The following is a 22,672-nucleotide window of genomic DNA, read 5'->3' on the forward strand; positions in this document are numbered from 1 at the left end:
TCAACGATATCCGTATCTTGCCAGCCGCCTGGTGAGCATTCGGATGTGAGCGATGGTTATCCAGGCTTCTGCTGAAGCGATGGATGTCTCGAAGTCCTTGGCCAGCCTGCGGCATCGACCCAACCACGCAAACGTCCGTTCGACGACCCAGCGGCGCGGCAGGATTTCGAAACCCTTGGCCTTGTCGGTACGCTTGATGATTTCGAGTGTCCATTTTCCTATTTTCTGCAGCCGCTTTTTCAGCTTGTCGCCCGCATAGCCGCCATCGGCGAAGACATGAAGGAGCCACGGCCATCGGTTGCGGATGGACTTCAGAAGATCGGGAGCCCCGTCGCGGTCCTGTATATCAGCGCTGTGCACCACGAGACCAACCATCAGCCCGAGCGTATCGACAATGATGTGGCGCTTGCGGCCCTTGATCTTCTTGCCAGCGTCAAAGCCCCGAATACCACCGCTTTCAGTCGTCTTGACGCTTTGGCTGTCGATGGCGCCAGCCGTCGGTGAAGCTTCTTTCCCATCCAGCTCCCGCGCCTCCATGACGAGGTGATGGTTGATCCGTGGCCAAAGACCCATTGCCCGCCATTCATAGAAATACCGCTGCACCGTTGAACAGGGCGAAAGTCCTTCGGCAGCATCCGCCACTGGCAGCCTGTCGAAGCGATATAGAGAAGGGCGTTTAAAACCTCGCGCAGATCGGTCTTGCGTGGCCGGCCCAGACGCCGTGGCGCGGGCATGAACGGCGCAATAAATTCCCATTCGCGATCGGTAACATCGCTTGCATATCGGCTCGTCCGACGGACATATTGCCGTCGGGTGGTTTCAGTCCAGGCCATTGTGCACTCCATCGAATCTTCGCAAATCCGAAGGAATCACAACTGGCTGAAATCACTCAAATCTTTTGGGGCAGCCTCTAACGCTGGACCGCGAGATGTTGCAGGATGTCATCCGCCGAAAGCTCTGAGGCCTGCTCGGAAGCGGGAGATGGTGAAAGGCATGTGCCGCGATTGGGCGATCTCGATCCGGCGTGCTTGTGGAGCGTTGAACTTCGATCGATCAACTCACCACTATACCTCTCGCCGTACTGATCAGGCCGGTCTGGAACGTCGTATTCGCGAGATCTGCGAGATCCGTGTGCGGTACGGCTATCGCCGCGTGCATGTGCTGTTGGAACGCGAGGGTTGGGGCACCAACATCAAGCGAACTTACAAGCATTTACAGGGACTTGGGGCTACAGTTGCGGAACAAAACACCGAAGCGGAGGGTAAAAGCCAAGCTTCGCGAGGATCGGCACATGGCCGTCGGCCCCAACGACGTCTGGGCGATGGACTTCGTTCACGACCAACTCGCAACGGGTAAGAAACTGCGCGTGCTGACGGTGGTCGACACCTTCTCGCGCTACGTGCCGGTGCTTGATCCACGTCATAGCTATAGAGGCGAAGACGTTGTGCAAACCCTTGAACGGGTGTGCCAAAAAGCCGGCTATCCGAAAACGATCCGTGTCGACCAAGGGACGGAGTTCGTGTCGCGCGACTTGGACTTGTGGGCCTATTCCAAGGGCGTGACGTTGGACTTCTCACGCCCCGGCAAGCCAACTGATAATGCTTTCATCGAAGCGTTCAATGGCCGCTTCCGTGCAGAATGCCTGAACCAGCATTGGTTCCTGACCCTTGCGGATGCCCGCGAAAAGATGGAGGATTGGCGTAGATACTACAATCCTGTTTCATAACACCCATCTTTCTATGTCATTGAAAGGAATAGATTTTCCTGATCTGGAGGCGATCCCGCGGGGTGGCGAGGGTTCTTCCGGGCACGATCGAGAATCTGACGTGCTTGCGGGGTCGCGAGTTTGGAACGGCTGAAGATCCATGGGCCATCGGGTAGCGGATGAGCCCCCTTAATATCGCCAGCCTCGGCCGCCAGACGCAGCGTCTTTGGCGATATCCCGAGTAACTTCGCCGCACCGCCCAGATTAAGCCATGGCTCAACCCCGTCGATCTGCGGACGGAAGACCGGAATCTTGCGATATGACCTCAGCGCGGTGACCCGCTCCCGTGTCCAGCGATTGCCATTGCCGGTCGTCAGTCCGTTGCGATTGAGGACACCGGCAATCACATCATCATTGGCGATCAAGACGAGCTGTTTCACAGCGTCGACAATGTCGTCAGGGGTCGCATTTCTTTGGCCACGGTGTCGCTTCGGCAGGCGCAGTTCGGTGTGGACGCCTCCAACCCAATGAATGACGAGGACGATCTCAGAGGTTCCATCATCGAGATCGGCGACCACTTCATTGATGAGCGTGCGCACGATGCGCTTCTTCAGCCTTGCATCGGTTGTCGGCGCCGTCCAGACGGCGCGAAGGTTTCCCGCAAGTGCGGTTACCTGTGATGCGGACATGGGGAACGGATGCGGCGTAACTGTCCGATGTTTGGCAATCTTGGCCTCGATCTCACCGACGCCAGTCAGCGCCTTGTTCCAGCGTGCTTCCAGCTCCGACGTCACCAGCCTATTCTCTGGATCGGCCGCGTCATATTGCCGGAATGCCCGGTCGGCTACATAGCGTGCTGCCTCGAGGTCGCGCATCAGGGCATCCTGAACCTGATCGCGTTGGTTGGCCATATTGCGTTCCGCCTCGACGGCGGCGGCAATGGCTCCTGGCTCGACCACGCCGAGAAGTGCCTCTTCGATCGCGTCATCGACCCGCAGACCGCCGAAGGCGATGCAACGTGGTTCGCCGTTGTCGAGCAACCCTCGCCAACAGGAATAGCGCGGGATGTTATGGTTGGCTCCTGTGTAACGAACCGTCAGCTTCCGGCCGCACCTTTTGCAGCGGAACAGGCCGGCAAGCAGAGCGTCGCCATGCTTCGGCGCTCCATGATGGCGACTGGCCGGTACATTGTCGCTGACCATCTTGCGGATCTCCTCCGCCCGTTCCCAACTGATGTAACCTTCGTGCGCATCCGGGATCAGCGCCAGCCATTCATCACGCGCCTTGCGGCGAATTCCAGATCGGCCATCGTATCCTGGTACGGAACAACTCTTACCATAAGCATAAGCGCCGCCGTAGATCGGGTTCGCAATCATCCGGTGGATGGTGGCATAATTTGGCCTGCGCCAGATGACGTCACCGTTGGCGCACCTGACGGGCAGGTCCAATCCCTGCTCAAGGAACCATAGCAAGGCCTGCCGGGCACTCCCGAGTTCGGTGACCTTGTCGAAGACGAGTGCGATGGCTTCCTGGATGCGCCGATTGGGATCCTTCTCGATCCTGTCACCGGCCTTTACGAAGCCGGCCGGAACAGTGACGACGAGTTCACCGCGGCGAGCCTTCTCATAGCGGGCGGAAAGGGAACGCTGACGCAAGAGATCGAGTTCATACTCGTTGAGGCTGCCCTTCAAACCCAAGAGCAGGCGGTCGTTGCCCTGGCGGGGCGCATAAACTGCTTCCTGGTCGACCAGGACGGTATCGACAACGCGGCACATCTCGATGAGTTGCTGCCAATCGCGGCTGTTCCGGGCGAAGCGCGATACCTCACGCGCGGCCACGGCGCCTACCTTGCCAAGGCAGACTTCCGCCACCATCCGATCAAATCCAGCGCGGGTCACGCCGCCGGCGGCCGAACGACCAAGGTCGTCATCCACCGTCTCTATATGTGACCATCCAAGCGCTGCCAGACGGTCGCGCATGGCGTACTGGAGGGCGCTGCTCTCTCGATTGTGCAGAACCTGGTGAGCCGAGGACTGCCGAACATAGAGGATGGCCTTCCGCTCCAGATGATGCGGCGCGATCTTCTCATGCATCATGACCGGCCTCCTTCTGTTGGCAGGCATGTCCGCACTTTGCGTGATCGACGAACAGCCGCACGATGAGCACCGTCAACGCTTGGCGGGTCTCCTCCGGCAACTCCGGCCATTGCGGCGTCCCTGCCGTCTTCCCCGCTGCGGGGCCGAGAACAGATCGAACTGGCATGTCATGGGCTGGCGAGGCATGAACATCTCTCCAACTCGTTTCGTGAGAGACCAATGCTGCGCCCATTACCGAAGATTGCGATGAGGCATCAGCGTCCTTCAGCAATCTTGCCAAAGAATGCAGGCTTGCGAGATCGACGTGCGGGACCGCCAGGCTGCGCCAACAACCACTCACTGATCGGTCGAACATCCACGACGGGACCTCAAGAAGTCGACCAGAAGAAGAACCAGAAAGGCTGCAGCGGAAAATATGCGTCCCTTTAGACACCGCCTCATGCACGTGAACAAGCCGTCCGGACCAGGGATGCCACGGATACAGAAGCTCGCGAACCTCGGTCCCGTGGGTGTTCTGTCGTCGTGTTGTACAATGAGGAAAGACCTCATGGTGCGATCGGCAACAAGGTGCCGATCTCGTTGGTGAATTCAGGGTGCGCAACCAGCCCGCCTCCCTGAGTAAAGCCGGAAAACTCTAGCATGCGGTGGTCCAACGTTTGGGAGCGGTTCACTGACGCCGAGGCTCTAATCGCCGCCGGATGAAAATTCAGTGGCAGGTCACGGGAAGCGCTCCGCATAGATAGATGAGACGAACAATGGAAGAATGCATCAATATAGACAATCGGGATGACTTTGGTAACTGGGCGATCAAGGTCGCCAAGCAGATTGTCGGCGAACAGGGTTTTGATCTAGCCAAGGCCGTACGTGATGGAACCGAAGACGCAGTCCGGGAAGCAGGCAATGCTCTTGGACAGGCTATCAACAACGCGCTCATGGAAGTCTATGACGGCCTCCTCGAAGATGCGCCAGAATAGGCCCACGAAACGTTTAACGGCTTAACAACACTGATCATCTCCAGCACCGCTAAACCAGGATGGGTTCGGCGTGGCATGTTCAAGCCGGTGATATCGCCCTTTGCGCCGCGGCCGAGTGTCGCCAGCAAGGGGACAGACGTCAAAGTTTACGCCTTTGGTCTCGATGTTGCACAAGGAGCCAATTCCAGCGGTCACGAAGTACTTGGTATGCACCCGTGGGAACAACATGGGCGCTTCAATTGAACGGAAACTCAAATTTATGGCTGGCTCTGACAAATTACGGACGATCAGCGATAGTTCGGGTCTCCAGCGGGATTGCAGCATGAGGCCGGCAGTCAATACCAAAGGACATTACTGCGACTTCGCCGAATGCCGGTAATAGACATCCGCCAGAATGTGGTGGTCATGGCGGTAGACTTCGGCCATGATATTATAGAGGCTTGGATCGTGAGCCTCGAAATCTTCTGATGTGGCAATGGTGAGATTGCCTCGGCTGTAAGCCAAGTTCGTATTGAACCAAAATCGCGTGCCCTCGGCCCAATACTCATCGACGTTGTTCTCCATATAGGAACACGCCCAGAGGCCTTTCTCGTAGGCGTGCGAATAGGCACGTTCAACTCGTGCAACGAGATCAGGATCTACCGTGCGCAGCGCGTAGAAAATATTATGTGAGAATTCGTGAACAAGAATGTTCCCGCCGTAATACCGCGTGCCCGGCACGCCCATCAAATTCTCCACAGCTCCCGTCGTGTAGAGCCCGCCCATGCCGCGCGCCCTTTGTGCCCAGTAGTCTCGGGCAGTCATCTTGCCGATCGTGTTGGCGTAATCCCGCCGCTCGTCAGGGGTGAGACGTGGATCATCGGGAAGAGGCTTCTTCCAATCCCGCTGCTCGGGAATATCAGTCGTCGTCTCGTCAATTGCCATGACGCCCACCCGCGCTCCAGCCTGGATTAAAGCATCGCGGACATCACGGCGTTCTGACAACATGTAGAGGACAATGTCACGTGAGATCAATAGTGCCGTGTCTGGAACCTTGTTTGACGAAATAATAGGTATGCCCGCTGCGTCAGCATATTTGGCATAAAATGGATCCAGATTGAGTGATGTCGGTGGGCTGCGAACTATGAAAGTCTCGAAACTCGATACATCAGCCGCGGACAATGGCGAGTCAGATAAGACATTCTCAGCGCCGCCGAGTCTGCCTGCGGATGCAGCAAGAAGGTACCCACCGCACAACACCATCCCCATCGAGCATACGTCAATCATCGTGACCTCTCGTTAACGGCTGTCTTTCGTGAGACGACGCAACAATCGTGCCAGTCACTAAGTATTTCCTCGGGGGCACATCGGCGCCGCCGGCTCTGTATCAGACCATGTGCGTGACGATCGGCATCCGGTGACCAGGGTATGACGATCACCTCATACCGTTATCTAGGAGAAAATTGCGATCTCGCGGCCGCCTCGCCAGTCCTGGGAGGCGTTTGCTGTGTCCGGGGTCCTAAAAGCTTGCACCGGAAACGCACTGATCTGCGAATCCATTCCTGTACCCATCATCTTCTCCCGAGGTCGGGATCGCCAGGCAAGTATGTCCTCTGGCAATCTTCGCCGATACCCAGCGTGCCGGTCCATGGGTTGCGATAGCCAAAGCGAACCAGGGCGTTTTGCAAGGGGAACCCCTTTCAGATTCAACAGGAGAATGCTGCTGCCTATCGCCGCGTCCCATTTTGTGTGGAATCAGACGGGCGCAAACCGAACATTCCGAAAAAACCCCTCCGCCAGGTCGGGTCGTTCGACGACTTTCGACGCCGGGATAGACCAGCCCGGTCCCGCCGAGGGTTCTAATGTGATCTCGACAATTTGCCTGATTATCGCCGAAAACGTCTTTGGCTTGCTTCTGCCTGAGTAGCGAGCCCCTCAGTCATGGTCAACTTTTCAGTTCAATGTCGTGGATGCCTGATCAAGATGATCCAGCATGATGGACAAGGCGGCATGTTCACGAAGAAGTTGGAGCTCGGCCGCTTCATCTGGCGTCGGCAGCCGATGGCAGGCCGATTGATTGGAACGCATCCATTGGACGGATGAGTTCCATCCAAACAAATGATTTCACCAGCTTATACCAGTGCCATTAGAAGCGCCCCAACGAGTGCGTATCAAGTAGTTGCTCTGTCGACGCCTGGACAGAGTATTAAGTGGAGGTTTAGGTATGAGCCCTCAGGTGCGGTGGAAAGTATGCTGGGAAAACGAGTTGGAGCTCTCTGACCACACGGAGCTCGCAGATTTCTTTCGGAAGACCTATGGGCCAACTGGAGCTTACAACGCCCTTCCATTCGAAGGTGCTCGTAGTTGGTCAGGAGCTAGGCCCGAGCTTCGCGTAATAGGCTATGATGCGCACGGTGTGGCCGCTCACATGGGGTTGTTGCGTCGTTTCGTTCGGATTGGCGAGGTCGATCTACTCGTATGCGAGCTTGGATTGTGGGGCGTGCGTCCAGATCTTGAGGGGTACGGCATTAATTCGATGCGCATTGTTTACCCAGTGCTGCAGCAACTTGGCGTTCGGTTTGCGTTCGGCGGTGTTCGGCAGGCGTTGCGCAACCTTGTTCTCAGGCTCTGCCGAAATGGTCTTGCGACGGTTTTGGAAGGGGTACGCGTGCGATCCACCCTTGCCGATGTTTATCTCAACCTCCCGCCGACGCGCTGTGAAAACGTAATTCTGGTAGTATTCCCAATAGGATGCTCAATGAGTGATTGGCCATCGGGGACCTTGATCGAGCGGAATGGCCCTGAGCTATGAAAGAGCATGGTCCCATAGCTGAAGTTATCCGAAGAGAGACGGTGGCGGCCCAGTGATCGGTGCGTCTATTTAACCCTCGATGACGGACCGACTCACACGATGACACATCCCGCACCTTTCGATCTGCGAACGCTTAGACGTCAAGCTTGAGATATTCGAGACAAGCAGGACCATCAGGGACATATGCCCCGAAGCCTCGGTACCGCAATCCGGGCACCTGGAGGAAGTATGAACATTATCGGCTAATGCCGTATTTTTGCGCGCTCGCGGGTTCACGATCCGCGCTCCTCGTTCGACCCGCTAACTGACGCCACTGCCGCAGAGCACGGCATCGGAGCCTGCGTACAAGCGCACTGCCGACCATACTGCGATGGCCGACAACCCAGATCTTCTTGTTGGACAAGTCGTACACTTAAAGCTCTTCCCGGCTGTTCAGGGCCTTCCAGTGCTTGACACCTCGCGCACCTTCTCGGCGACGAGCTCCCGAACCGGGTTCTTGTGTTGCCAGCCCAGCTTCTGGCGGGCCTTGGTCGGATCACCGGCAGAAGATCGACTTCCGTCGGGCGGAGGTATCGAGGATCGACTTCCACAAGGCAGGCACCGGACGCGGAGTCGTAGCCATTTCGTCGACGCCGGACGCCTTCCATTCCAAAGCAATGTCCACATCGGCAAAAGCCCGCTCGTGAAATTGGCGGACACTCGTCGTCTCGCCGGTCGCCAAGACGTGGCCATCCGGCTTGTCCTGCTGCAGCATGCGCCACATGCCCTCGACATACTCACGTGCGTGGCCCCAGTCGCAGCTCCTGACGCTGTTTTTGGCCAGCTGTCGGGCGCTGCGGGCCTGCGCGATCGAAGTTGGCTTGTTCAGCCACAAGGCGAAGCTCTGTCACCTGGGCGCTCGCATCGTCGCCCGTGCGATACGCCATTTCTCTCTTGGCTACAGGGATGTGCGATTGTCTCCAGTTTTCGGAGCTTCGTTTGATCCTGCTGATAGTCGCGGTCTCCCTGCCGCGCGGTCGACCGAGCGGTGCAAGTGATGCCCTTACGACACCGTCTGTCGGCTTTGTCTTGTCGGCGACATTAGGGTTGGTTGGCCAGTTTCCTGTGCTGGCTCCGGCTAACTTCCTGAAACCCAACAAAAAGATCTTTCCTTCGGCTCGATCGGCCCACATGGCACGGGTTTTGAAGACTGCCCTGGGAGGCGGCGCGAGCTGCCGGCCTTTTACTCAGCGATGGATGGAACGAAAGAAGGAAGGCGATATGTCAGATTTGCGTCAAATCGCATTTTACGGCAAAGGGGGGATCGGCAAGTCCACCACCTCCCAAAATACGCTCGCAGCGCTTGTCGACCTCGGGCAGAAGATCCTGATCGTCGGATGCGACCCGAAAGCCGACTCCACCCGGCTGATCCTGAACGCCAAAGCACAGGACACGGTTCTGCATCTGGCAGCCCAGGAAGGTTCGGTGGAAGACCTTGAGCTCGAGGACGTGCTCAAGGCCGGCTACAAAGGCATCAAGTGCGTGGAGTCCGGCGGTCCGGAACCGGGCGTCGGCTGCGCCGGGCGCGGCGTCATCACCTCGATCAATTTCCTCGAGGAGAACGGCGCTTATGACGATGTCGACTACGTCTCCTATGACGTGCTTGGCGATGTGGTGTGCGGTGGCTTCGCGATGCCGATCCGTGAGAACAAGGCCCAGGAGATCTACATCGTGATGTCCGGCGAGATGATGGCGCTCTATGCCGCCAACAACATCGCCAAGGGCATCCTGAAATATGCCCATTCCGGCGGCGTGCGGCTCGGCGGCCTGATCTGTAACGAGCGCCAGACGGACCGCGAGCTCGACCTCTCCGAGGCGCTGGCTGCCAGGCTCAATTCCAAGCTCATCCACTTTGTGCCGCGTGACAACATCGTCCAGCACGCCGAGCTCAGGAAGATGACGGTGATCCAGTACGCGCCGGACTCCAAGCAGGCCGGGGAATATCGGGCGCTAGCCGAGAAGATCCATGCCAATTCGGGCCAAGGGACCATTCCGACCCCGATTACCATGGAAGAGCTCGAAGACATGCTGCTCGACTTCGGCATCATGAAGAGCGACGAGCAGATGCTGGCCGAACTACAGGCCAAGGAGTCAGCGGTGGCTGCGGCTCAATAACTGCCGCTGTCGACAGGACGCGCTGGCCCTTGAGCCAGCGCGTCCTTCCACGAAAGACGCTTCGTCGACGACGACCTAACCCGAACCTTGAAAGGGGCAGGGGCCCATGAGCCTTGATTACGAGAATGACAGCGTTTTGCATGAAAAGCTCATTGCGGAAGTGTTAGCGCAATATCCAGACAAGGCGGCGAAGCGCCGCAAGAAGCACCTCAGCGTCGCAACGAGCGGCGACGAGCCTGGCGATGAGCCGAAGGCGCTTTCCGAATGCGACGTCAAATCGAACATCAAGTCCATTCCGGGCGTGATGACGATCCGCGGCTGCGCCTATGCCGGCTCCAAAGGCGTGGTATGGGGGCCGGTCAAGGACATGGTCCACATCTCGCACGGGCCGGTCGGTTGCGGTCATTATTCCTGGTCGCAACGCCGCAACTACTACGTCGGCCTGACGGGCATCGACACGTTCGTGACGCTGCAGTTCACCTCAGACTTCCAGGAAAAGGACATCGTGTTCGGCGGCGACAAGAAGCTTGAACAGGTCATCGACGAGATCGAGGCGCTTTTCCCCCTCAACAACGGCATCAGCGTGCAGTCGGAATGCCCGATCGGGCTGATTGGCGACGACATTGAGGCGGTGTCGCGCAAGAAGGCCAAGGAGCACGAAAAGACGATCGTGCCGGTGCGCTGCGAGGGCTTCCGCGGCGTCTCGCAATCGCTCGGCCACCACATCGCCAACGACGCCATCCGTGACTGGGTTTTCGACAAGAACGACGTCGAGTTCGAGACCGGCCCTTATGACGTCAACGTCGTCGGCGACTACAATATCGGTGGCGACGCGTGGGCTACGCGCATTCTATTGGAGGAGGTGGGGCTGCGCGTGGTCGGCAACTGGTCGGGTGATGCCACGCTCGCTGAGGTCGAGCGCGCGCCAAAGGCGAAGCTCAACCTCATCCACTGCTACCGCTCGATGAACTACATCTGTCGGCACATGGAGGAAAAGTACGGCATCCCGTGGATGGAATACAATTTCTTTGGTCCGTCCCAGATCGAAACCTCCCTGCGCGAAATAGCCAAGCACTTCGGTCCGGAAATCGTCGACAAGACCGAGGCTGTCATCACCAAGTACCGGCCCCTGGTCGATGCTGTCGTCGACAAGTACCGGCCGCGCCTCGAAGGCAAGACGGTGATGCTCTATGTCGGCGGCCTGCGTCCTCGCCACGTCATCACGGCCTATGAGGACCTCGGCATGCGGATCGTCGGCACCGGCTACGAGTTCGCCCACAACGACGACTATCAGCGCACCGGCCATTATGTGAACAAGGGTACGTTGATCTATGACGACGTGACCGGTTACGAGCTGGAAAAGTTCATCGAAGGCATCCGCCCCGACCTTGTTGGGTCCGGCATCAAAGAGAAGTATCCGGTGCAGAAGATGGGCATCCCCTTCCGCCAGATGCACTCCTGGGATTATTCGGGCCCGTATCACGGCTATGACGGCTTTGCCATATTCGCCCGCGACATGGATCTGGCCATCAATAATCCGGTGTGGGATCTCTACGACGTCCCCTGGAAAAAAAAGGCCGCGCCAGCTGAGGCGGTTGCGGCCGAATGAGAGCTTGGCCTGTCTTGGGAGGGGGCAGGCCAGGCCCTTCCATCGGCCTTGATCCGCACTCGTGACAGATGACATCCCATTGCCGCCACCGGTGCGGCGCGATGAAAAGAAAGGTGCTTACTATGCCGCAGTCGGCGGAAAAAGTTCTCGATCATGCTCCCCTGTTCCGCGAGCCGGAATACAGGCAGATGCTCGCCGAGAAGAAAGCCAATTTCGAATGCCCCCACCCGGATCAGGTCGTTGCCGATCAAAACGACTTCACGAAGACCTGGGAGTATCGCGAAAAGAACCTGGGCCGCAAAGCCCTGGTCGTGAACCCGGCCAAAGCCTGCCAGCCGCTCGGTGCCGTCTTCGCAGCCGCAGGCTTTGAGCAAACGATGTCCTTCGTCCACGGCAGCCAGGGCTGCGTCGCCTATTACCGTTCGCATCTGTCGCGTCACTTCAAGGAGCCTTCATCGGCGGTCTCGTCCTCGATGACGGAGGACGCGGCGGTGTTCGGCGGGTTGAAGAACATGATCGACGGGCTCGCCAATACATACAAGCTCTACGATCCGAAGATGATCGCCGTCTCGACCACCTGCATGGCCGAAGTCATTGGAGACGATCTCCACAGCTTCATCGAAAACGCAAAGAACGAAGGGTCGGTCCCGCACGACTTCGATGTTCCTTTCGCTCACACGCCTGCCTTCGTCGGCAGCCACGTCGATGGCTATGACGGCATGATCAAGGGCATTCTGGAGAACTTCTGGAAAGGCAACGAGCGGAAGGAGGTTGCCCAAGCCATCAACATCATTCCCGGCTTCGACGGCTTCTGCGTCGGCAACAACCGCGAACTGAAGCGCCTGCTCGACATGATGGGCGTATCCTACATCTTCATCCAGGATGCCTCCGACCAGTTCGACACGCCGTCTGACGGCACGTACCGCATGTATGACGGCGGCACGAAGATCGAAGACGTGAAAACGGCGTTGAACGCCGAAGCGACCCTGTCGCTGCAGCACTATAACACGCGCAAAACGCTGGAATATTGCAAGGAGGTCGGTCAGGCTACGGCCTCGTTCCATTATCCGCTGGGTGTCCAGGCGACCGATGAATTCCTGATGAAGGTCTCGGAGATTACCGGCAAGGAAATTCCTCCGGCACTCGGCCTGGAGCGCGGCCGTCTCGTCGACGCTATGGCAGATAGCCAGGCCTGGCTGCACGGGAAGAAATACGCGATCTACGGCGATCCTGACTTCGTCTACGCTGTTGCTCGCTTCGTCTTGGAAACCGGCGGTGAGCCGACCCACTGCCTTGCTACCAACGGCACGTCGGCCTGGGAAGCCGAGATGAAGGCGTTGCTCGCATCCTCGCCCTTCGGCAAGGCTTCCCAGGTCTGGGCGGGCAAGGACCTCTGGGCGTTGCGCTCGCTGCTCTTTACCGAGCCGGTAGATCTTATGATCGGCAATTCCTATGGCAAGTATCTCGAGCGCGACACCGGCACCCCATTGATCCGGCTGAGCTTTCCGATATTCGACCGGCACCATCACCACCGTTTCCCGCTCATGGGCTACCAGGGCGGCCTGCGCGTCCTGACGACGATCCTCGACAAGATCTTCGACACGCTCGATCGCGAGACGAGCGAGCCGGGTGTGACGGACTATTCTTACGACCTGACCCGCTAGGAGCGGCGGCGGTCGGCCTTGTGAGGCCGGCCGCCTTCATCTGAACTTGGAGACCGCAATGCCCTCGCTCAATGCTAAAGTCCAGGACGTCTTCGACGAGCCTGCCTGCGAGAAGAACCGCAGCAAGGATTCCAAGGCGCGTAAGACCGGCTGCTCGAAGCCGCTGATCCCCGGGGCGGCAGCCGGCGGATGCGCTTTCGATGGCGCCAAGATCGTGCTGCAGCCCGTCACCGACGTCGCGCACCTGATCCACGGGCCTCTCGGCTGTGAGGGCAATTCCTGGGACAACCGAGGATCGGCTTCCTCAGGTCCGACGCTCTGGCACACGAGCTTCAAGGTGCTGACCGAATCAGGCGCCACCGAAAAGAAGCCTTTCGATGAGGAGGACTAGGACATGGGTACATTGACAGGAAGTACGGATGGCCCTGCTGTCAAGGAGGATGGGGATCTCGCCACCCCTTTTCTCAGATGCCTCATAAGGCTCATCCGCGCTCAGGATGCCCATGGGGCGTGGGAGGGCAAATCGGACGCTGACCTGCTGGCCGACTTCATCCTCACCAAGGAGCAGCGCCGTAAGATCCCGATCATAGGCGATCCCGATCCAGATGTGCTGTGGAGGCTCCAGAATTTTTACAGTTGCGTGGGGCTTGTGATCGAAGAGTGCACAGGCCTGTTGGCATCGCCGATCATGACGATCGGCCATGAGGGCTTCGGCCGCGTGCTTTTCACGACTGGACGGTTGGTCGTTCTGTCGAAGACCCTGCGCGATGTCCACCGGTTCGGCTTTGAGACGCTTGGCAAGCTCGCCGAGGTCGGCAACAAAATGGTCGATGACGCGATTGCAGTTATCGAAACCTATCCCGACGTTGCGCGGGCATCATGAAATCAGTTTTCGAGGAAAGAGATCATGCCAAACATTGTGGAGCAGCTGAAGAAGGTCCGTAAGCTGCAGTCACGTGCCGCCACTGCGAAAATGGCGTTGCACGATCTTGCCGAGGACCTTCCGATTAATTGGGCTAAGATCAAGACCATTGCTGGAGAGACGTTCGACGCCTTCGCCGAGTTGAACGCTGCGAAGGAAGAGCTCGCCGCATTGGAGAATTCACGATGACCGGCTCTTTCGTCACGCGCGACGGCTCCAGCTGGGTGCCGGAGTACCTGACCTGCATCGATGCTGCAACCTGCATCGGCTGTGGCCGATGCTTCAAAGTCTGCTCTCGCGAAGTCATGCACCTCTATGGCGTCGATGAAGCGGGTGGAATCCTCGGCATCTGCGACGACGAGGATGAAGACTTCGATGGCGAGCTCAATCGTATGATCATGGTTGTCGACCAGGCCGGCCGATGCATTGGTTGCGGCGCCTGCGCGCGCGTCTGCCCGAAGAACTGTCAGACCCATGTCGCGGCAGATAAGGTTAGTGCGTGATCTTGCGAACAAATCAGGAGAACGCTGTTGCCTTCATCTCGTTTGTTGCCTCCTGCTGCTCGTACTCTGCGCAAGCCAACGAACGAAGTTACTTCCTGTGGCATTCCATCCACAAAGTTAGCGTTGCGATGGTGGCTAGTTCATCGCTTCTTCAGTGAAGCTTTTTCAAAAGCGCGAAGTGGCGATCGCTGTCTCGTGGCCCTCGGCGATGAACCGATTATCCGGTTTCCAAGGCTGATGCCCCGTGATCGGATCGCCACACATCGTGACATTCGTGTCCCATGCCGGTTCCGCGGATGCGGATGCGGCGGTTTCTACCCAGATGACGGCCGGTGTAAAGAAGGCACTGCGCTTGCACGCAATGTCTCGCGCAAGCTGACCGTCAAGGCAAACACCAGTGCGCGGCTGACGGAGGCACTTGCGGCGAGGACCGCAACGTCACTTTCCACCCCGCAGGCTCAATACGATCCGACACAGGACGATCCTGAGCGCGATTGAATTACATGCTCATTCGCTTGTCCCCATCTCAGCTGTCCACATGTCTCGCAAATGTCGGGCACCCGACACCTATCTAGAAGCAACCCGCTCGTCGGGGTTGCTTCTGCTTCGCCCGCCGCCGTCGTCCCCTCTCGGGTCTCCTCGGTATTGTCGAATTGTCGAGATTAGAACGTTTGTTCGCCGGTCTCTCCGCCAAATACCCATCAATCCGCCCATCGATAAACAAAAATCATCTTCTTGAAGCGTCTGAGCAGTTGGCATGGTGTTTGCTGATCCCTGGTTACAAGCGGCAGAAAGCAGTCTGCATGATGCCGGTTCATGAAACGAACGGAACGGAGGCCACATGACGGTTCGTCATCGGCCCGACGTTCTACCAAGCGGCCTGCATAGTCCGCCGGCGGAAGGGGCAATCCCGACGTCACAGCTTGCAACCAACTCAATGAGAAGGAAAACGCTATGACCAAGATTTCCGAAAGATCCTTTGAAACGATCGAAAACCCGGCGTCATCGCCGCTCAAGGTGCCAGATCAGTTGGGCGCATCCGTTGAAAAGGGGAACAAGCAGGTGACAGAGGCTTTTTTGAAATTTGCGTCCGGTGCTGAAGCGACACAGAAAATGCTGCCTCCGATCCTCGAAACGACAAGCCTGTTCGGCAACGAATTGTCTTGGAAGACGATCGCTGCACTGCAGGCCGACGCCGAGGCCGGCTTCTCGCATCTGCAAGCTTTGCTTAGCGCAAATTCGCCGTCGCAGGTCCTCGAACTGCAGTCGACCTTCCTGCGCAAGCGGGTTGAGACAAGTTTGCAGCACGCCAAGGAATTCCGGGTACTCGCAAGCAGGACGGTGGAGGAAATCTCAAAGCCGGTCAAGGATGCTTTTGACAAGGTGCTGACGGACCTCAAGGCGACGTAAAACTGAGGAGAGCCTGGAAAAACCGCGCGGTGATCTGCCCGGTGAAGAAACACCTGAAGTTCGCACTCGCTTCGATGACCGCTCGGTAGCTCCCGATCTTTCCCATCCATCTTCTGTGCACGGCTGATGCGCGGGATGTCTATGGCGCTTATATTCGCGCCCGAATGCAGAGCCCGCTCGAGCAACTCGTTGTTGGCTACGGGATAGATGAAAGAGATCAGCGTCTTTTCAGGCGACAGCAGGGCGACCTCATTAGTCGGAGCGCACCTTGACGATCACGTCGGCGGCCGCGGCGAGGGCCTGTGGACTTGGAACGACCACGACTTCCGCATTTCGGTAGGCTTCGTTCGAGATTTCCGCCGTTAGGCCGGCACCAGTTTCCACTGGCGATCAGCAAAATATCGCCGGGGGCCAGCGCATGGAGCGTGCCGAGACGGTGGGATGCGGCTCGACCGGCGACACCACGCGGACATCAATTTGAGTTGTTTCACCCGGTATCAGGCATTCTTGCTCGTTTCCTTGTGCCACGTCTCTTCGAACAGACGGGACCGCGGCTCGACCCATGTCAGAACGAGATGTTAGGCGGGTTCGAAAGTGCTGACTTTCACAGCGGACAAAGATCGGGCTGAGTCTGGCCTGAGACGTCATCATTGATTTGGGACAAGGAAGCCGGCGCGGCCGGAGGTCATAAAGCATCCTGTTTTGAGAAGGGATGCGAAAATGTCCGATGATCTGATCGCCAAATACGGCGATGCGCGGGTTCCGCGTTATACGAGCTACCCGACGGCGGCGGCTTTTTCAGCTGCCGTGGGGCCGGATGAATATGTCGGCAACCTCGCCCATATCGCCGCGGCTGGCCCGGTTTCGGTTTATCTCCACGTCCCGTTCTGCCGTTCGATATGCTGGTACTGCGGCTGCCACACAACCATCACCCGGCAAGACGCTCCAGTCGCCGACTATCTCGACGTGATGAAGGAGGAGATCGAGCTTATCTCCTTTGCGGCCGGAAACGACGTGCCCGTCAAGTACGTGCATTTCGGCGGCGGCACGCCGTCGGTCATGAAGCCGCAGGAATTTTCGGCTCTAATGGCAAAGCTCAGGAGCGCCTTTACATTCGAAGCGAAAGCCGGCGTCGCAGTCGAGATCGACCCTCGCACATTGGTCGCCCCCATGATCGACGCGCTCGGCGAAAACGGTATCGACCGCGCAAGCCTCGGCGTCCAGAGCTTCGATCCGATCGTGCAGGCCGGTATCAAGCGGCTGCAATCCTTTGAGCAGACGGAAAGGGCGGTCGCCGGGTTGCGCTCAGCAGGCGTCAGCAGCATCAACTTCGACCTGATTTATGGCCTTCCGAAACAGACCGTCCAATCTTGCATCGAAACGGTCCGGCTGGCTGCAGAACTGCGTCCCGAACGTTTCGCCGTTTTCGGTTACGCTCACATACCCGCTTTCAAGAAACATCAGCGCCTGATCGACGAAGCATCGCTGCCGGACGCAAAACAGCGGAACGAGCAGGCGGAAGTGATCGCCGAGGAGCTGCAGAACGCCGGATATCAGCGCATTGGGCTCGATCATTTTGCACTGCCGGACGATCAGTTGGCACTCGCCGCGCGCAACAGAGCGCTGAGGAGAAACTTCCAGGGCTATACCACGGATGATTGCGATAGCCTGATCGGCCTCGGCGCATCTGCGATCGGGCGGCTGCCGGCCGGCTATATGCAGAACCACGTGCCTCTCGGCCTCTATGCCGAGCGGATTGCCTTCGGGGTGCTGCCGACCGCCAAGGGATATCTTCTCAGCGAGGAGGACAAGCTTCGGGCGAGGGTCATCGAGAGGCTGATGTGCGATTTCGAAGCCGATCTCGGCCATTTGAGCAGCGGGTCGGGTTTCGACACCGGCTTCCTTGTCGAGGGCAACGACCGTCTCGGCGAGCTCATGGCCGACGGCGTCGTGACGATCAGCGGTGAACGGATTGTCGTATGCGAGGAGGCGCGCTTTATGGTCCGTGCAGTCGCGGCAGCATTCGACGCCTATTTTGGCTCGCACGGGCACACGCACAGCAAGGCAGCCTAATGCATGTCGCCGGAAGTTTGCATCGGTTCCGGCGACACGAAACGCATCAAAGGCCGCGCGAGAAGACATCGAGTTCCCGTTTCTCGATCGAGGACCCTGCGGTTATCTTCCCAGGAGTCCCGTCGACAACCGCACGTCGACGAGGATCGACGTCGCAAGTTCGTGTGAATCAGGGCGGGCGCACTCACAAATACGGTCATCGGGCGCCCTGTCGCAAGCAGATGGGCGCGCGCCCGTATCACCGCCTGGACGTCGAGGTCGTTACCGTCGAGCTTTTCGGCTCATTGAAGCACAGCTCGATCTCGGCAGGCCGCGGTCTAGGATATCGTTGGCGACTGACGTCGAACCTTTCAGGTGGCGTCGGCAAGCGCCGGTCCGCAGAAATGTGCCCATCGCGATTATGGCGGCCGCTCAGGCGCCTGAAGGAGCCTTGTCGCGAGGTGAGCTACCGAGCGCCGCATGGTCGACGGCTCTCGCCCGCTCACGAAAGCGGTTGTTCGAGCACGTCGAAGGACGAGGGCAGGGGTCTCGTAATTGTAGCACGACTTGCCTGCCGCGGGATTTCGATCAAACGTTCGACGGCGCCTTCCGTGCAATTCCTCAGACGACCGGAACGAAACCGCGGGTTTCGGCTGGCATCTCCTTCGCGACTGCCCGCAAAAAACGACCTCGTTATATTCGTCGTCAGCGAGATTGCCGCCGGGCCAGTGATCTCGCCCACGCGTTTCTTCGCAGGTCTGCCGTGCAGATCATAGCTCTTTTCACAGGCCGCATTGACGTTCTCGATGATCCAGCCAAGTTTCGGCATTGGCTTTGCCGACAACCGTGTCCGACGCTAACCACTGCCTGGACGCCTTGCCTGACGCGCCTGGCTCTGCTCGATGCTCACGGGAGCATCAGTTGCTCCTGAGAGGCAGAAAGCCCCCGCGAACGCCATCTTCATGGGCTGCGCGGCCATCCGCACCTGCCGTTTATCACTGGGTGATGTGTGTGAGGTCGGCATCGAGCCGCTTACGCACCATGTTCGGCACCTTTGCAGTCTTGATCGCTTCGAGATTGGCCGGGCTGTCGCCCACCTGGATCAAGGCAACCATGCCCATGCCGGAATGTGGGGTGCATTTCAGGACATAGACGCCTGGAACATCGAACTTCGCCCGATATTGCTCGTTCGGCTTTGACTTATATTCCGCAACGCCATCCGGAATGAGGCCTTTGAAGGTTTCGACGTTGTGGCCCTTGTCGGTGGGGATGAAAGTGACGGTGTCGCCGGGGGCGATCTTCAGGAAGCCGGGCTCGAACACCATCGCGCCTTCCGTGCCTTTGTTGAGCATCCGAACCTGATGGTCGGCCGCCATCAACGGCGCTGCCGAGACAATCAAGGCTGCTGCTGCAGCGATCGGACTGAATTTTAACCGCATTTGCAAGCTCCTGTTCTGCGAGACCCAATCAGCCTCATGAATGTTTTTAGCAGATGCCGGATTTGGGTTCTTTGATGCCCGTCAAATTCGGGAATAAAAGGCAGAAGATCCCAATTTTTGCCTGCTTGCCCAGCGCCCTTGCGAGGGACATGGCAGCCTGCAAGCGATGTAGGAATCACCGGAGGACAAGCACGCTCGGCGAACGTCGGCGCTGCTGAACCAGCTTTGGATTGCCGCGACTGAGCTCATATCGCGTCGGGAGTTCGCGAGGGCATTAATGTCGATCCCCCGGTGTCGCGTGTGTGGAAGTTGACCCTTTGACAGGAATCCTCCGAAAACGACGCGCCGTTGAGATCGTCGGCGAAGTGAAGAGCGATTATCACGCGATGATCTTCGCCGATGAAACGAAGCAGGCGCACGACACCTTCTTCCACCTGGACGAGATGGTTGGCTTATCACCCTCCCACCAAATCGCCTTACTGGCCGCGACGGCTTCCGCCTCCGAGCCTACGAAAAGCGACGAGAGGGATTGGCCGGCATGAAGAGCTTTTAACGTCTTCTCGACGGACGCGTGGTGTTCTGCACAGCATCTTCATACCCCCTTGTGGCAGTGGGTGCGGTAGAAAGCAGCTGCGTCACATGGGAATAGCGGGCGGTGCCAAAAGGGGAAAGTTTGTAACAGAGTGTAACAACGTCCGTTCGTCCACCGCTTCCAGTCCGCTTGTTGATGTAGATCAAGGAGCCGTTCCCGTCTTCGTGACAGTCCTGCCTCGAAATCCGAGAAAGCCGGCCGCGAGGCGGTCGTCTGCGCACTGGGGACGACATCATGAATTACACGACAGAAACGATGGTGGTCGCGGTCGCAGCGTTTCTGGCGCTGCTCGCAGCGGCATTCGCGCACGATCATCTCTTTGCAGTCCATATGGGTATACTTTGCCTCTGCCTGGTTGTGGGAACGCTGCTGCTTGTTAAAAACGCAGAGTTTTCGCCGACGGGCCAACAGCGCAAAACAGACCTTACGGGCTATTGCGATGAGGTAATCCGCTACGGCCTGATCGCCACGGTGTTCTGGGGCGTCGTCGGCTTCCTCGTCGGCGTGATCATCGCGCTGCAGCTCGCCTTTCCCGACCTCAACATCGCGCCCTATTTGAATTTCGGAAGATTGCGACCGGTTCACACGTCGGCGGTGATCTTCGCCTTCGGCGGCAACGCGCTGATCATGACATCCTTCTATGTGGTGCAACGCACCTGTCGCGCGCGTCTCTTCGGAGGAACACTCGCCTGGTTCGTCTTCTGGGGCTACCAGCTGTTCATCGTGATGGCCGCGACCGGCTACGTGATCGGCATCAATCAGGCGCGCGAATATGCCGAGCCTGAATGGTACGTCGACCTGTGGCTTACCATCGTCTGGGTCGCCTATCTGGCCGTCTATCTCGGAACGATCCTGAAGCGCAGAGAGCCGCATATTTACGTGGCAAACTGGTTCTATCTCAGCTTCATAGTCACCATTGCGATGCTGCATGTGGTCAACAACCTCGCTGTTCCTGCTTCGTTCCTCGGCTCCAAGAGTTATTCTCTCTTCTCCGGCGTCCAGGATGCACTCACCCAATGGTGGTACGGCCACAACGCCGTCGGCTTCTTCCTCACCGCCGGCTTCCTGGGCATGATGTACTATTTCGTGCCGAAGCAGGCCAACCGCCCGGTTTATTCCTACCGGCTGTCGATCATCCACTTCTGGGCCCTGATCTTCATGTATATCTGGGCCGGCCCGCATCATCTGCATTACACGGCGCTGCCTGACTGGGCGCAGACGCTCGGAATGGTCTTCTCCGTCATGCTCTGGATGCCCTCCTGGGGCGGCATGATCAACGGTTTAATGACCCTTTCGGGCGCCTGGGACAAAATTCGCACCGACCCGATCATCCGGATGATGATCGTCGCCATCGCATTTTATGGGATGTCGACCTTCGAAGGCCCGATGATGTCGATCAAGGCGGTCAATTCGCTCAGCCACTATACCGAATGGACGATCGGTCACGTGCATTCCGGAGCACTTGGCTGGGTGGGTATGATCACCTTCGGGGCGATATACTACCTGACGCCGAAACTGTGGGGGCGCGAGCGCCTCTACAGCCTGCGGATGGTCAACTGGCACTTCTGGCTTGCGACGCTCGGGATTGTGATTTACGCCGCGGTGCTCTGGGTCGCGGGCATCCAGCAGGGGCTGATGTGGCGAGAATACAATTCCCAGGGCTTCCTCGTCTATTCCTTCGCTGAAACGGTCGCGGCGATGATCCCCTATTACGTGCTGCGTGCCGTCGGCGGAGCACTCTACCTGGCCGGTGGCCTCGTCATGGCCTGGAATGTGTTCATGACGCTCCGAGGCCACCTGCGCGACGAAGCCCCAATGCCGACCAGTTTGGTGCCCCAGGCACAGCCTGCCGAGTGAGGTGAGACATGGCATCGTTACTTGATAAACATAAGACCCTCGAGAAGAACGCGACGCTTCTTCTGGTCGGCTCGCTGCTGGTCGTCAGCATTGGCGGCATCGTTGAAATCGCCCCGCTGTTCTACCTGCAGAACACGATCGAAAAAGTGGCAGGGATGCGGCCCTACACGCCGCTAGAGCTCGCCGGACGGAACATCTACATCCGTGAAGGCTGCTATCTCTGCCACAGCCAGATGATCCGGCCGTTCCGTGATGAGGTCGAGCGTTACGGCCATTATTCGCTCGCAGCGGAATCGATGTACGACCACCCGTTCCAATGGGGATCCAAGCGGACAGGGCCAGATCTGGCCCGCGTCGGGGGGCGTTACTCGAACGAATGGCACGTCCAGCATCTCGCAAATCCGCGGGCCGTGGTGCCGGAATCAATCATGCCGAGCTACGCCTTCCTAGAAGAGAAGGAGGTGACGGTCAGGAGTGTCGGAGAGGACCTCAAGGCCAATGAGGACGTGGGCGTGCCTTACAGCGACGACATGCTGGCGAATGCCGAGGCCGACATGAGAGCCCAGGCCGATCCGAACGCGGACGCGGCGGCCCTACTCAAGCGCTACCCAAATGCGAATGTCGGCGATCTCGACGGCGATCCAACCCGGCTGACCGAGATGGACGCGCTGGTGTCCTACCTGCAGATGCTCGGAACGCTGGTTGATTTCTCGACCTATGACGACGCGACCGGCTACCGGTGAGGTGATCCATGGAAACTTACACTGCAATGAGACACTTCTCCGACAGCTGGGGCCTCCTGGCAATGGCGGCATTCTTCGTCGGCGCGGTCATGCTCACCCTTCGCCCAGGTAGCAAGCAAACGGCGAAAGATGCCGCCGATATTCCCTTGAAGGACGATTGA

General features: G+C 58.3%; 18 protein-coding genes and 3 pseudogenes. 16 read left to right on the forward strand and 5 right to left on the reverse strand.

Annotation, left to right across the window (positions count from 1 at the left end):
- Positions 1-833 (reverse strand): IS5 family transposase gene (locus MF410_RS32610; protein ID WP_239621145.1). Its coding sequence is split into 2 segments (ribosomal slippage): positions 1-617 and positions 617-833, totalling 834 coding nucleotides; the frame shifts between segments, so codons are not numbered across the junction.
- A 77-nt stretch (positions 834-910) separates the two neighbouring features.
- Here MF410_RS32610 and MF410_RS32615 point away from each other — a divergent pair.
- Positions 911-1,714, forward strand: a pseudogene (locus tag MF410_RS32615) (IS3-like element ISRel21 family transposase); the annotation flags it as partial.
- A 23-nt stretch (positions 1,715-1,737) separates the two neighbouring features.
- On the opposite strand, the gene MF410_RS32620 reads toward MF410_RS32615, so the two are convergent.
- On the reverse strand, positions 1,738-3,801 hold the full coding sequence (locus tag MF410_RS32620) for a recombinase family protein (RefSeq protein ID WP_239621147.1): 2,064 nt from the start codon (positions 3,799-3,801) through the stop codon (positions 1,738-1,740).
- Positions 3,802-4,556: 755 nt separating this feature from the next.
- On the opposite strand from MF410_RS32620, the gene MF410_RS32625 reads away from it, so the two are divergent.
- Entirely contained in the window at positions 4,557-4,775 is a 219-nt protein-coding gene (locus MF410_RS32625) for a hypothetical protein (RefSeq protein ID WP_096772157.1), read from the forward strand.
- 351 nt (positions 4,776-5,126) lie between these two features.
- Here MF410_RS32625 and MF410_RS32630 read toward each other — a convergent pair whose 3' ends face one another.
- Positions 5,127-6,041 (reverse strand): hypothetical protein, encoded by a 915-nt coding sequence (locus MF410_RS32630; protein WP_040111901.1) that lies wholly within the window; start codon positions 6,039-6,041, stop codon positions 5,127-5,129.
- Positions 6,042-6,978: 937 nt separating this feature from the next.
- Here MF410_RS32630 and nodA point away from each other — a divergent pair.
- Positions 6,979-7,566, forward strand: coding sequence for a nodulation N-acyltransferase NodA (gene nodA / locus MF410_RS32635; protein WP_096772155.1), 588 nt, complete (start codon positions 6,979-6,981; stop codon positions 7,564-7,566).
- A 412-nt stretch (positions 7,567-7,978) separates the two neighbouring features.
- On the opposite strand, the pseudogene MF410_RS32640 reads toward nodA, so the two are convergent.
- A pseudogene (locus MF410_RS32640) lies at positions 7,979-8,362 on the reverse strand (GDP-mannose 4,6-dehydratase); the annotation flags it as partial.
- A gap of 464 nt (positions 8,363-8,826) precedes the next feature.
- Between MF410_RS32640 and nifH the strand changes: the two are divergent.
- The 9 genes and pseudogenes from nifH (at position 8,827) to hemN (ending at position 17,901) form a co-directional block, all read left to right on the forward strand.
- Positions 8,827-9,720 carry a nitrogenase iron protein gene (gene nifH / locus MF410_RS32645; RefSeq protein ID WP_054186393.1) on the forward strand — a complete coding sequence of 298 codons (894 nt, stop codon included), beginning with the start codon at positions 8,827-8,829 and terminating at the stop codon, positions 9,718-9,720.
- A gap of 106 nt (positions 9,721-9,826) precedes the next feature.
- Positions 9,827-11,329, forward strand: coding sequence for a nitrogenase molybdenum-iron protein alpha chain (gene nifD, locus MF410_RS32650; RefSeq protein WP_096772154.1), 1,503 nt, complete (start codon positions 9,827-9,829; stop codon positions 11,327-11,329).
- A gap of 122 nt (positions 11,330-11,451) precedes the next feature.
- Complete coding sequence (nifK, locus tag MF410_RS32655) at positions 11,452-12,993, forward strand: nitrogenase molybdenum-iron protein subunit beta (protein ID WP_239621149.1); 1,542 nt, start codon at positions 11,452-11,454, stop codon at positions 12,991-12,993.
- Positions 12,994-13,051: 58 nt separating this feature from the next.
- A pseudogene (locus MF410_RS32660) lies at positions 13,052-13,327 on the forward strand (nitrogenase component 1); the annotation flags it as partial.
- 60 nt (positions 13,328-13,387) lie between these two features.
- Positions 13,388-13,876 carry a NifX-associated nitrogen fixation protein gene (locus MF410_RS32665; protein ID WP_088397325.1) on the forward strand — a complete coding sequence of 163 codons (489 nt, stop codon included), beginning with the start codon at positions 13,388-13,390 and terminating at the stop codon, positions 13,874-13,876.
- 24 nt (positions 13,877-13,900) lie between these two features.
- Complete coding sequence (locus MF410_RS32670) at positions 13,901-14,104, forward strand: CCE_0567 family metalloprotein (protein WP_097622192.1); 204 nt, start codon at positions 13,901-13,903, stop codon at positions 14,102-14,104.
- A complete protein-coding gene (fdxB, locus tag MF410_RS32675; RefSeq protein ID WP_097622191.1) occupies positions 14,101-14,418 on the forward strand; it encodes a ferredoxin III, nif-specific in 318 nt (105 codons plus the stop codon). The genes MF410_RS32670 and fdxB overlap by 4 nt, the downstream gene beginning before the upstream one ends.
- Before the next feature lie 954 nt (positions 14,419-15,372).
- On the forward strand, positions 15,373-15,828 hold the full coding sequence (locus MF410_RS32680) for a phasin (RefSeq protein WP_007636614.1): 456 nt from the start codon (positions 15,373-15,375) through the stop codon (positions 15,826-15,828).
- A gap of 720 nt (positions 15,829-16,548) precedes the next feature.
- On the forward strand, positions 16,549-17,901 hold the full coding sequence (gene hemN / locus MF410_RS32690; RefSeq protein WP_097622116.1) for an oxygen-independent coproporphyrinogen III oxidase: 1,353 nt from the start codon (positions 16,549-16,551) through the stop codon (positions 17,899-17,901).
- Positions 17,902-18,875: 974 nt separating this feature from the next.
- Here hemN and MF410_RS32695 read toward each other — a convergent pair.
- Entirely contained in the window at positions 18,876-19,319 is a 444-nt protein-coding gene (locus MF410_RS32695; RefSeq protein ID WP_007637029.1) for a pseudoazurin, read from the reverse strand.
- 317 nt (positions 19,320-19,636) lie between these two features.
- Between MF410_RS32695 and MF410_RS36860 the strand changes: the two genes are divergently transcribed.
- From MF410_RS36860 to MF410_RS32715, 4 genes are all read left to right on the forward strand, one after another.
- Positions 19,637-19,861: a hypothetical protein gene (locus MF410_RS36860; RefSeq protein ID WP_179874264.1), complete on the forward strand. Its 225-nt coding sequence runs from the start codon at positions 19,637-19,639 to the stop codon at positions 19,859-19,861.
- 284 nt (positions 19,862-20,145) lie between these two features.
- A complete protein-coding gene (ccoN, locus tag MF410_RS32705; RefSeq protein WP_007637026.1) occupies positions 20,146-21,768 on the forward strand; it encodes a cytochrome-c oxidase, cbb3-type subunit I in 1,623 nt (540 codons plus the stop codon).
- A gap of 8 nt (positions 21,769-21,776) precedes the next feature.
- Positions 21,777-22,511, forward strand: coding sequence for a cytochrome-c oxidase, cbb3-type subunit II (gene ccoO / locus MF410_RS32710; RefSeq protein WP_007637025.1), 735 nt, complete (start codon positions 21,777-21,779; stop codon positions 22,509-22,511).
- Between the two features lie 8 nt (positions 22,512-22,519).
- Entirely contained in the window at positions 22,520-22,672 is a 153-nt protein-coding gene (locus MF410_RS32715) for a cbb3-type cytochrome c oxidase subunit 3 (RefSeq protein ID WP_004674411.1), read from the forward strand.

It is taken from the genome of Rhizobium sp. C104, assembly GCF_022354505.1.
Lineage (GTDB): Bacteria > Pseudomonadota > Alphaproteobacteria > Rhizobiales > Rhizobiaceae > Rhizobium > Rhizobium redzepovicii.

Excerpts from the sequence above, each read along its gene's own strand:
- MF410_RS32620 (WP_239621147.1), bottom strand. The coding sequence starts at position 3,801 with ATGATGCATGAGAAGATCGCGCCGCATCATCTGGAGCGGAAGGCCATC.
- MF410_RS32625 (WP_096772157.1), top strand. The coding sequence starts at position 4,557 with ATGGAAGAATGCATCAATATAGACAATCGGGATGACTTTGGTAACTGG.
- MF410_RS32630 (WP_040111901.1), bottom strand. The coding sequence starts at position 6,041 with ATGATTGACGTATGCTCGATGGGGATGGTGTTGTGCGGTGGGTACCTT.
- nodA (WP_096772155.1), top strand. The coding sequence starts at position 6,979 with ATGAGCCCTCAGGTGCGGTGGAAAGTATGCTGGGAAAACGAGTTGGAG.
- nifH (WP_054186393.1), top strand. The coding sequence starts at position 8,827 with ATGTCAGATTTGCGTCAAATCGCATTTTACGGCAAAGGGGGGATCGGC.
- nifD (WP_096772154.1), top strand. The coding sequence starts at position 9,827 with ATGAGCCTTGATTACGAGAATGACAGCGTTTTGCATGAAAAGCTCATT.
- nifK (WP_239621149.1), top strand. The coding sequence starts at position 11,452 with ATGCCGCAGTCGGCGGAAAAAGTTCTCGATCATGCTCCCCTGTTCCGC.
- MF410_RS32665 (WP_088397325.1), top strand. The coding sequence starts at position 13,388 with ATGGGTACATTGACAGGAAGTACGGATGGCCCTGCTGTCAAGGAGGAT.
- MF410_RS32670 (WP_097622192.1), top strand. The coding sequence starts at position 13,901 with ATGCCAAACATTGTGGAGCAGCTGAAGAAGGTCCGTAAGCTGCAGTCA.
- fdxB (WP_097622191.1), top strand. The coding sequence starts at position 14,101 with ATGACCGGCTCTTTCGTCACGCGCGACGGCTCCAGCTGGGTGCCGGAG.
- MF410_RS32680 (WP_007636614.1), top strand. The coding sequence starts at position 15,373 with ATGACCAAGATTTCCGAAAGATCCTTTGAAACGATCGAAAACCCGGCG.
- hemN (WP_097622116.1), top strand. The coding sequence starts at position 16,549 with ATGTCCGATGATCTGATCGCCAAATACGGCGATGCGCGGGTTCCGCGT.
- MF410_RS32695 (WP_007637029.1), bottom strand. The coding sequence starts at position 19,319 with ATGCGGTTAAAATTCAGTCCGATCGCTGCAGCAGCAGCCTTGATTGTC.
- ccoN (WP_007637026.1), top strand. The coding sequence starts at position 20,146 with ATGAATTACACGACAGAAACGATGGTGGTCGCGGTCGCAGCGTTTCTG.
- ccoO (WP_007637025.1), top strand. The coding sequence starts at position 21,777 with ATGGCATCGTTACTTGATAAACATAAGACCCTCGAGAAGAACGCGACG.
- MF410_RS32715 (WP_004674411.1), top strand. The coding sequence starts at position 22,520 with ATGGAAACTTACACTGCAATGAGACACTTCTCCGACAGCTGGGGCCTC.